Origin of the sequence: Marinomonas sp. (assembly GCF_965225885.1) — a bacterium.
In the GTDB taxonomy this organism is placed as follows: Bacteria; Pseudomonadota; Gammaproteobacteria; order Pseudomonadales; family Marinomonadaceae; genus Marinomonas.
The window spans coordinates 3694066-3703134 of sequence record NZ_OZ245329.1 but is presented as its reverse complement, the minus strand read 5'-3'; the positions used below and the strand labels follow the sequence as shown (position 1 = coordinate 3703134).

14 protein-coding genes are annotated in these 9069 nt (G+C 43.0%); 11 read left to right on the top strand and 3 right to left on the bottom strand.

Going from position 1 to position 9069, the window contains the following annotated elements; all coding sequences use genetic code 11:
- The first annotated feature begins 17 nt into the window (after positions 1 to 17).
- The 7 genes from ACO05V_RS17650 (at position 18) to ACO05V_RS17620 (ending at position 3082) form a co-directional block, all read left to right on the top strand.
- Positions 18 to 503 (top strand): phage regulatory CII family protein, encoded by a 486-nt coding sequence (locus ACO05V_RS17650; RefSeq protein WP_421854585.1) that lies wholly within the window; start codon positions 18 to 20, stop codon positions 501 to 503.
- A 321-nt stretch (positions 504 to 824) separates the two neighbouring features.
- Positions 825 to 1382, top strand: a complete 558-nt coding sequence (locus ACO05V_RS17645; protein ID WP_421854582.1) for a Rha family transcriptional regulator — start codon at positions 825 to 827, stop codon at positions 1380 to 1382.
- Between the two features lie 3 nt (positions 1383 to 1385).
- Positions 1386 to 1727, top strand: a complete 342-nt coding sequence (locus tag ACO05V_RS17640; protein ID WP_421854579.1) for an HNH endonuclease — start codon at positions 1386 to 1388, stop codon at positions 1725 to 1727.
- Positions 1724 to 2299: a hypothetical protein gene (locus ACO05V_RS17635; protein ID WP_421854576.1), complete on the top strand. Its 576-nt coding sequence runs from the start codon at positions 1724 to 1726 to the stop codon at positions 2297 to 2299. The genes ACO05V_RS17640 and ACO05V_RS17635 overlap by 4 nt, the downstream gene beginning before the upstream one ends.
- A complete protein-coding gene (locus ACO05V_RS17630) occupies positions 2229 to 2558 on the top strand; it encodes a hypothetical protein (protein WP_421854573.1) in 330 nt (109 codons plus the stop codon). Before ACO05V_RS17635 ends, ACO05V_RS17630 begins: the two co-directional genes overlap by 71 nt.
- A 9-nt stretch (positions 2559 to 2567) precedes the next feature.
- The gene (locus ACO05V_RS17625; RefSeq protein ID WP_421854570.1) at positions 2568 to 2915 is read left to right on the top strand and encodes a hypothetical protein; all 348 of its coding nucleotides are present in this window, start codon (positions 2568 to 2570) and stop codon (positions 2913 to 2915) included.
- Between the two features lie 2 nt (positions 2916 to 2917).
- A complete protein-coding gene (locus ACO05V_RS17620; RefSeq protein ID WP_421854567.1) occupies positions 2918 to 3082 on the top strand; it encodes a hypothetical protein in 165 nt (54 codons plus the stop codon).
- Here the strand turns inward: ACO05V_RS17620 and ACO05V_RS17615 are convergent.
- On the bottom strand, positions 3068 to 3337 hold the full coding sequence (locus ACO05V_RS17615) for a hypothetical protein (RefSeq protein ID WP_421854563.1): 270 nt from the start codon (positions 3335 to 3337) through the stop codon (positions 3068 to 3070). The two genes, ACO05V_RS17620 and ACO05V_RS17615, sit on opposite strands and share 15 nt — an antisense overlap.
- A 157-nt stretch (positions 3338 to 3494) precedes the next feature.
- On the opposite strand from ACO05V_RS17615, the gene ACO05V_RS17610 reads away from it, so the two are divergent.
- From ACO05V_RS17610 to ACO05V_RS17600, 3 genes are all read left to right on the top strand, one after another.
- Entirely contained in the window at positions 3495 to 3965 is a 471-nt protein-coding gene (locus tag ACO05V_RS17610) for a hypothetical protein (RefSeq protein ID WP_421854560.1), read from the top strand.
- On the top strand, positions 3962 to 5122 hold the full coding sequence (locus ACO05V_RS17605; protein ID WP_421854557.1) for a tyrosine-type recombinase/integrase: 1161 nt from the start codon (positions 3962 to 3964) through the stop codon (positions 5120 to 5122). Before ACO05V_RS17610 ends, ACO05V_RS17605 begins: the two co-directional genes overlap by 4 nt.
- 77 nt (positions 5123 to 5199) lie before the next feature.
- Entirely contained in the window at positions 5200 to 5970 is a 771-nt protein-coding gene (locus ACO05V_RS17600; RefSeq protein ID WP_421854554.1) for a DUF2971 domain-containing protein, read from the top strand.
- A gap of 93 nt (positions 5971 to 6063) precedes the next feature.
- Here ACO05V_RS17600 and ACO05V_RS17595 read toward each other — a convergent pair whose 3' ends face one another.
- Both ACO05V_RS17595 and ACO05V_RS17590 read right to left on the bottom strand, forming a co-directional pair.
- Positions 6064 to 6723, bottom strand: a complete 660-nt coding sequence (locus ACO05V_RS17595) for an HNH endonuclease (RefSeq protein ID WP_421854551.1) — start codon at positions 6721 to 6723, stop codon at positions 6064 to 6066.
- Positions 6707 to 8083 (bottom strand): AAA family ATPase, encoded by a 1377-nt coding sequence (locus ACO05V_RS17590; protein ID WP_421854548.1) that lies wholly within the window; start codon positions 8081 to 8083, stop codon positions 6707 to 6709. Before ACO05V_RS17590 ends, ACO05V_RS17595 begins: the two co-directional genes overlap by 17 nt.
- Before the next feature lie 343 nt (positions 8084 to 8426).
- Here ACO05V_RS17590 and ACO05V_RS17585 point away from each other — a divergent pair, with 343 nt between their 5' ends.
- Positions 8427 to 8999 carry a KilA-N domain-containing protein gene (locus ACO05V_RS17585; protein ID WP_421854545.1) on the top strand — a complete coding sequence of 191 codons (573 nt, stop codon included), beginning with the start codon at positions 8427 to 8429 and terminating at the stop codon, positions 8997 to 8999.
- The last annotated feature ends 70 nt before the right edge of the window (positions 9000 to 9069 follow it).

Sequence of the window (9069 nt, the reverse complement as noted above, 5' to 3'; positions counted from 1 at the left end):
TGTAAAACATTAAAAACGTGGCTTCAAGGTTTGCACACGTTTGTATTTATCAGGAGAAAACAATGGATCACATCGACCAAGCCATTTACGACACGGTGCATAACTCAGAGCTGTCCGCGAAGCAAATCGCGCCGCTGATGGGCGTAGGGCATCAAGTCTTGATCAACAAGGCAAACCCGCAAACGGAAACGCACAAGATGTCTTTGCGTGAGTCGGTGGCGCTTCAGTTGATTACGGGCAACCACGCTATCTACCGCGCTATGGGCATGGAGCTAAGCATCAAGGCTAAGCAAGCCGCGCCGCTGGGTATTCTGGAATCGGTGCTTAAAGCCGGCAAAGAGCACGGCGATGTGTTGGCGATGATCCATAAATCCATGGAAGACGGCAAGCTGACCATGCGTGAGCAAGAGCAATGCCAGCGAGAAATCACCGAAGCCATCGAAGCGCTGATGCAGCTTCGTGAATCGGTACTGCAACACAGCATGAAGCAGATAAAGGGGTAGAGCATGTTAATCACTGTGACAGGTCACAAAACACCATTTCATCCGAATTTGACAAACACCGCGCATCGGGGCCATAATTCTATTGCACTGGCAAAATCTAGTGTCGGGATTAGTACACCGAAACTACAAGAGGTCACGAACACGCCTCTTTTAAAAAGCGTGTTTTTTTGTGGCCAGAGCACACCATTTATGGTGGGGCGTTCGGGCAGCTTTCGGGCTGGCCGTTTCCTTGTAGCGGTAGTACTAACCCGTTCGCCCTGCCACCCTATTGAGATTAGTACCTCTTGTGTGGCGGAAAAACTGCTATACAAGGAGACAATTATGTCTAATCTCACGCCACACGTCCGTCTGGTGGACGGCACCCCTGTAACCTCTTCTCGTGATATTGCTGAATTTTTCGGCCGTGATCACAAGAACGTCATTCAAAAAATTCAAAACTTAGATTGCTCAGAAAAATTCACTCAGCTGAATTTTAAGCTCAGTGAATATGAAGACAGCACAGGTCGAAAATTGCCGTGCTACCAAATTACCCGCGACGGTTTCACTTTCTTGGCCATGGGCTTCACCGGCAAACGTGCCGCTCAATTCAAAGAAGCCTACATCCAGCGTTTTAACGAACTCGAACAACAAGCCCACACTCCCGCCTTACTGCCCGTAGACGATGCGGAAAAGTACCTTCTGCTTAATTCCATGATTCAGTCTATGGGGTTTACCTCTGCTCCTGTGGTTGTGCCGAGCATGGAAATGATCGACCTCATTCGTTCAGTGCGACTTTATCAAGCCCAAATGGCGCGTATGCCAGATCCGCAAGGCGTTGACGGCACCATAGAACGCCTAAAGTCGCTGTCTAAACGCAACTTTCTTGATGAGGGGGTGTGAGCCATGAGTAAAAAAGAAGTGGTTTTAAAAAAAACAAATGACAGATGCGGTTATTGCGGATGCCCATTAACGCTTTCGCAAGTTTCTGTAGGACACATTATTTCTAAAAATAAAGGTGGAGATAATTTAATAGAAAATCTCATTGCTGCTTGTCGTTCGTGTAATGGCAGCAAGGGCGATAGAACTTTAGCTGAATATAGGCTGTGGGTTAGGTGGCAAGACATTTGTAGGGAACAGAGTTTTAGCGTTTATCAACTCATTTGGCTTATTGAAAATACCGATTTTACAGATCGGTTTCCAAGGGATGATGTTGAGTTTTACTTTGAAACGATGGGGTGGATATGAATCTGGAGAGACTTCTGGATCGACCTATTGCCTTCCAGCGTGTGTTTATGGATCTGGGAGCTGGTGCCTCGGGCGCTCTGTTCCTGTCCCAAGCCGTTTATTGGTCCCGCCGTACATCTAACTCCGAAAAATGGTTCTATAAAACCATCCAAGAGTGGACGGAAGAAACAGGGCTTTCACGCCATGAGCAAGACGGAGCCCGTAAAAAACTCAAAGGGAAAGGCATTCTTGAAATCGTTAAAAAGGGGGTGCCTTGTCGCACCTTTTATCGGGTCAATTTCGAGAAGTTAGCCGAAGTGCTAAGCGAAATCACTGCAACAAACAAGACTGCTGAAAAGCGTCAAACCAGTTTGCCGAATTTCGGCAAACTGGTTTGTGACAATTCGGCAAACTTGCCTGCCGAAAACCAGCAAACTATTACAGAGATTACTACAGAGATTACTACAGAGATTACAGAACAAGATATTTTGTCCGATTCGAAATCAAACGTTCAAGCTTCGAATGATCCTAATTCTTTGGTCGTTCCGCCCAAATCCAAAAAAACAAAAACGCGCTTCTGGCGTTCCGGATGAATTTCTTGTCGATCAGCGCATGCTCGATTGGTTAACCGAAAACCAAATTACTACCGACTGGCGAACCGAGACGAGTAATTTTCTTGACCACCACCGAGCGAGAGGTTCGACGATGAAAGATTGGGTAGCCGCGTGGCGAACGTGGATGCGTAATTCGATGAAGTTTGCCGCACAGCGACCGATGCCGCCCACCGTGGCCAAGCAGCAAGTTAACGACAGTTTGACAGACATTCACGACACCGATTGGTTAATCGGTTAGGAGCGAACCATGTACGATTTGTTTGATGAATTCCCAGCAACCGACGCGGCGTACTTCGAAGCCGCCAACAACGCTCACGACCTAGCGCACTGGAAACCCAGTCACGACACGGTCTACGAAGCAGGACGACGAGTCGGATTCTCCAAGCTACGCCGCCGCGACACAGGGGCAGGCCAACGAGCCTTTGCCAAGGTTTACAAGGACGTGTGTAAGGCGTGGATGCGTGGCGAGCGATTCAAACGAGACGTTATTCAACCCAAGCAATACGGCGAGAAAATCAGCGAAAGCGAGCTATTGCGTCGTCGAGTGTTTGGCCGTGAAAAAGTAAACCAACTACGAGAAGCACTGAGGAGTTAATGATGGATAAGTTTAAAAACTGGTTATGGAAATGTTTTGGCGTAAAAGATCGTATTCAACTTGAAGCTGAGCTTTGGAGTACCCAACAGCAACTGGAATACACCAAAACACAGCTACAGAAAGCTAGACTCAATAGTTTGGAGTCGAAGGCATCAGAGGTTTCTTAGACCTTTAGGGAGGGTCCAGCCCTTTTTCTCTTCGCACAATAAAAATTCGAGATCTTCAAAAGAAAGTTGGCGAACCGTAGCGAGCGTCCAATGATATTTCTGGATTAAGTAGAAATGGATAGCTTGGATTCCCTCGTGAGTATTGTAACCCTCACGTTCAGCGATGTGATCGCCATAGGCATCCATTATGAAGTTAAGGTTGCCTTGGATCTCGTGTACTTTTTTTATGCTTTGGTATTGCTCTTTGGTTCTCATAAGTCTCATTCCTTGAATATAAGTTGAGAATCTAATTTACCAGAATATTTAACGAAACATCAAACCACCCAAACACGTTTTATATAGGAATCAATAAACAATGCGCTGGCTAAACCGAGACAAACCCAACACATTAGGCGCGCTAGGATGGCGGATCGTGAACGATCAAGTGACGTACCTCATATCCAGCTCAACCGATGCGGGTTGGTCTGGGGTTGGCAACACAGGGCGAATTTGTGAATCCGCTCTACTGGGTATCACGCCCACCTTTGGCGGCGGTGGTGACAGCAACGCCGCGATGATCAAACAAATACGCGCCTTATCCGTGAAAGACAAAGGCTTCGATTGGCTCTTTTGTGACCTGTCACGCATGCAAAAGCTCTGCTTGTTTGCTGCGGTGCTGGCAGAAGGGCGCAAGACAATCAAAGGCAAGCCCCTCACCAACGCCCGAATAGCCGCCACCTTGCCCACCTTCGCCGCCGAACTACGCCTTGGCCCCGCTCATGCCACGCCAAGCGAAGAAAACTTTACCAACCACGTGGCAAAAGGGCGCAAGCGCTTCTTGCTCAAGCTGCAAACCGAACTGGCCGCACGACTGACAGAGGAACAGCGAAGGGCCATTGCATGACCAAGGGCACCACCAAGATAACCGACACCACCATCAAAGCCGCCCTGAAAACCGACAAGCGTTACCTCTACGATGCGCGCCGTGTTGAATTTCACATCAACGCGGCGCGGACGGGTGGCACCTTTTACGATGTCGTCTACAAAGGCAAAAAGCGCCAGCGCACCAAGCTTGCCAAATGGCCAGCCGTGACCGCCAAAACCCTGTTTGCCGAACTCCCCGCCATTCGTGCCAATGCCTTGGCCGATAGGGAAGCCAGCCTCACTGTGTCCGCGTTTCAAACGGGCGGCGAGGTGTTATTGTGGTTTATGCAGCACATCGACGCCGACAAAACCTACTCGTCGAATTACGTCTCCACCGCGTCCAGCTACATAGGCAACCACCTACTGAGCCAGCTCGACCAAGTGCGACTCAACGACATCGACAAGCCTTTACTGTACAAACAGCTCTACATGCCCATGCAAAGCGACTATGCGCTATCCACTATAAAAGGCGTGCTTGGCACCCTGAAAACCGCCTTCACCCGCGCCTACGAACTCGGTCTCATTGCCAGCAACCCTACCAAAAACATCACCCTCAGCAGCTTCACCACCTCCCAGCCCGACAGCCAACCAGGGCGACTCAAACCCCACGATCTACCCGCCTTACTCGCCGCCATCAACAAGCAACCCACCGCGCGGCGCGTCTTCTTCATGACCCAACTGCTCCACGCCACACGAGAAGGCGAAACCAGCCTTGCTGAATGGAAACACTTTTCGCCCACCCAACTGGAATGGTACCTACCGCCAGAGAACACCAAAAACGGCACCGAGCACCGCTTGCCCATCACCCAACACGCTATGGACCTGATCAATAGCCTGCCCAAACGTGGGACCTATATATTCAGTGTGAAAGGCATCAAACCCATTACCACACGCACCATAGAGCGTTGGTATCAAAGCCTCAGCGACGACGTGGGCATCAAATTTACCAGCCACGACATACGCAAACTCGCCCGCGACAGCTGGCAAGACATGGGCATCGACTGGGTAATAGGGGAAATGCTACTCAACCACGAACGGGACGGACTGGACAAACGCTACATGCACACCCATTCGAGAGAACAGATGCGGAAAGCGTTGGGGGAGTGGGGGGATCAATTCAAACTCGCATTTAGATAAAAAGGTTACTAAAATCAATGGGTAAATTGAAGATTTTCATACACTATTAAATAGTTTTTAATCTGGGATCTGATCTATTGAAAGTTTATAAATATTTGCCGTTTTCAGATGGTTCAAAGTGCATACTCTCTGACGGTACTATGAAGTTTAGTCACCATTCTGATTTTAATGATCCTTTTGACTGCAAAGCGACTTATGATATTGAAGAGTCAATGCAATATGTTAGATCAAATAAAGAAATATTTAACGGGGCTAGGCGAGATTTAGGCTTGTCTCCTGCTGCTCTAATACAGAAAAAAAATCAAATGCTTTTCGGTATGAAAAAGTCATTAGAAAATGGGACATTTCATAGTGGACTTATTGATGGTGTCGGTATATTTAGCCTATCAAAAAAGCCGGATAATATATTGATGTGGTCTCATTATGCAGATAATCATAGAGGGTTTGTTGTTGAATTTACTATTCAACATCATGATCCATATGAAACTCATTTAGAGAGTGTTTGCCAAAAGCTAATCGGTTGGGAGGTCGAATATTCAGAAGAAATGCCCGTTATTATTGCTGGGTCAAAAGAAATTGATGTTTTGAAAAAAATGTTTTTGGTTAAGTCGCTAGATTGGAAATATGAATCTGAATATCGTGTGCTTGCTATAGATAAAGGTGCTGGAATTCATAGCATTGATCGGACTATGATTAGTCGAGTGATAGCTGGGGCAAAAATGCCTTCAGAAAACTATCTTGAATTAAGTGATCTTGTTAGTAATCTATCAAGAAATGAGGGTTGTAATCCAAAACTCGTTCAGGCTGAAATGCTTGCTAGTAAGTATAAATTAAATATCGATTTGTAAAGCGCTAGGTAAAACAGGTACGGACTGGACAAACGCTACATGCACACCCATTCGAGAGAACAGGTGCGCAAAGTGTTGGGAGAGTGGGGGAGTTTAATTGAGGAAAGATTGTAATAATGAATTAACGATTATCTTTTTTTCATCAGGAGCTACCTCATTAAATACTTTAAAGCTTGTATTTAATGAATCATCAACAAGAGATTCTTCGTTTCTATTGTATTTTTTAGTAAAGTTTCTATTTAACTTGCATGAATATATTGTAAACCTGCCTTTGTTAGAATCGTTGTTTTCAACATAAAAATGATCGGCTACAATTTTTATATGTTCATCATATTCATCAAAATGAGGATGTACTATTTTAAAGGCGTTTGCAGTAGTTGGGTATCTTCTTATATTTTCATTGTTGGTTGTATTCTCTTCTTCATTAGCGACTTCCTTACCGCTTTTTATATGATTGCAATCAGCACAAATTACACATAAATTCTTTGGTGTAAAAACAAAACCAATATGAAGTGCTTTTGGGACAATATGTTCTACTTGTGCATTAAGAGCTGATGTTGTTGATATGTTTTTTTTACAATATGCACAAATAAAGTTTTGTTGTTCTCTATAGAAGTTTCTTATTCTTATTCGTATAGGGGTTAGTGCCTCGCAGCCCCATTTTTTATAATCGTAATCATCAAGGCTTTTAATTGACTCTATTAAAGCTAGTTCTTCGTCTGTAAAAGCAAACTCATTATTTATTAGAGGCATAGTGTTGAACTACCTCCTCTAATACTAAAATCAAGTCTAGGATAGGATCATCATTATTTATTTTTTCTTTTAATAATACTAAATGTTCAAATTCGGTTTTATCATCTTCCTCGAATTTTTTATGTGTCTTCAATTTTGCTAATAGATTAAAACATATTCTTGATAAATACTCATTCATATGGCCAGGCGAGCCAAATACTTCAGTAAGTTGATAATCGGCTGATTTATGATTTAAGTCCCTCCCACAGATAATCTCTCGAGTACTTAGTTTTATAACATAGCAATTATTTTCTTCTAGGTTTGAAACTATTTGAGGTGAATGTGTAGCAATGATAAAGTGACATTTTTCATAGTGTGAAAATGTTTTTATTAACATCGGTATAAAAGATTCTTGCCATTCGGGATGAAGGCTTATTTCTGGCTCATCGATTAATATTATTGAGTCATTTTCAATATATGAACCAATACCAATTAACATGGCTAAAAAACATTTTTCACCAGAACTGGCATCATTATAAAGAAAGTTTTTTTTATTTTTTCTTAAATATAGATTGCTTAGCTCTATAAGATCATAATTTATTAGTGTTATTAAAGAGTTTATAATATTTATGTTTATTTGATGTGTTGTTTGGCTATTTAATTCGGTGATTGATTGTCCGCCTTCATGTATTATTACTTCACAATTGGAATCTTTTATTATGTTGTCTATTAAGTTTTTTGCATTGTGAAAAATGTTTTTCAGTTTTTTTGGAGGAAGTTTTTTTAGAGCTTTTGATTTTTTAAAATTTTCAAGTTCATCAAGTTTATCGAGTTCATCAAGGTCATCAAGGTTATCAGGATCATAAAGGTCATAAAGCTCATAAAGCTCATTAAGATAATTATAGTTTTTTTCCTTTAAATTGGCGTATAGTTTTTTTTCTATTCTAATGTTTTTATGATTTTCTAAGGGACCTTTGTCAAGGCTGAATTTTAGCTTGATATTAAATTTTATGTATGGAGAAAAATTCAACTCTCTTAGTAGAGGAAATATGTTGCTCGCACTATTATTGCTTTTAAAGTTGTATAAGACCCCATTTATAATAGAGTTACTTAGTGATGAGCTATCTGCTATTATGTGGCTGTTGCTTAATTTTTTAAATTCTTTATTTGAAAATCTAGAAAATGGACTTGTTGATATTGCTATTTTTTTTGATTTTATTTTCTTGCTTATAAGCATGTTTTCTAAAAAACGGCTTTTTCCAACACCGTTAATACCGGTTATAATAGAATATATATTTTTTGTTGTATTTAACTTTTTTCCATCATTTATTACTAGCGGTATTTGACTACTATTATATGGGAATGAATGGATTGTTGGCATCCTACCTCCTTTATTTTTTTCATATTATGATTCTAGCTTAACTTATATATATTTTAAATACGTTATTACTCCATCTTGACCTCTCACCCTTCCTGATCTACTATTTCCCTGCACTGGCAAAATCCAGTGTCGGGATTGGAACCTCGTTTTTACCAAAGCGGCCTAAAACACGCACCGCGTGTTTTTTTGTGGCCGAGATTCGCCTGTTATGGTGGGTCTTTGTTAGGCCAGCTTCGGCTGGGCCGTACCTTTGGGCGGTAGTTCCAACCTGATTTAGACCCACCACCTTTACTAAGATTGGAACCTTGTTTGGGTGGTTTATCCAAACCAAAGGAGGCCACTGATGGCACATATCACTATTTTCTCTAAAAACATCCGTACACTCGACGGACTGTATTCCCTTAATGATCTTTATAAAGCTTCTGGTGCTAGTAAAAAGCATCAACCAGCAAACTTCATGCGTCTTGAAAACACTCGCGGACTTATTGATGAGATTAGCCACTCCTCAGATCTGAGGAGTGCTCATAAAGTGATTAACGGCGGCGCGAATCCGGGAACATATGTTTGCAAAGAACTGGTGTACGCTTACGCCATGTGGATCAGTCCTAAATTTAGTTTAGAAGTGATTACAGCCTTCGACCAAGCCCAACCAGAGCAACCGCAAGAACCCATCCAACAAAGCTTACCCGCGCCTATCCAAGACGACGAAAAGCTCAAACTCATCAACGACATCGCCAAATCCTTAGGCATAACAGAAAGCATCGCCGTCGTATCCGCCACCGACATCATGGCCATGATCCAAACTATCCGAAACTACCAACAACAACTCGCCAGAATCCAAACCAACCCCGCATGGGTCGACCAAACCATCGAACGCGTCAAAAACGCCACAGGCCGACACTTTGGGGAAGGTTAGAACAGGGAAGGGCAAGGGGTGAAAGCCCCTTGGTTCAATTTATAATAATCAAAAAAATATGAAGGAAGAT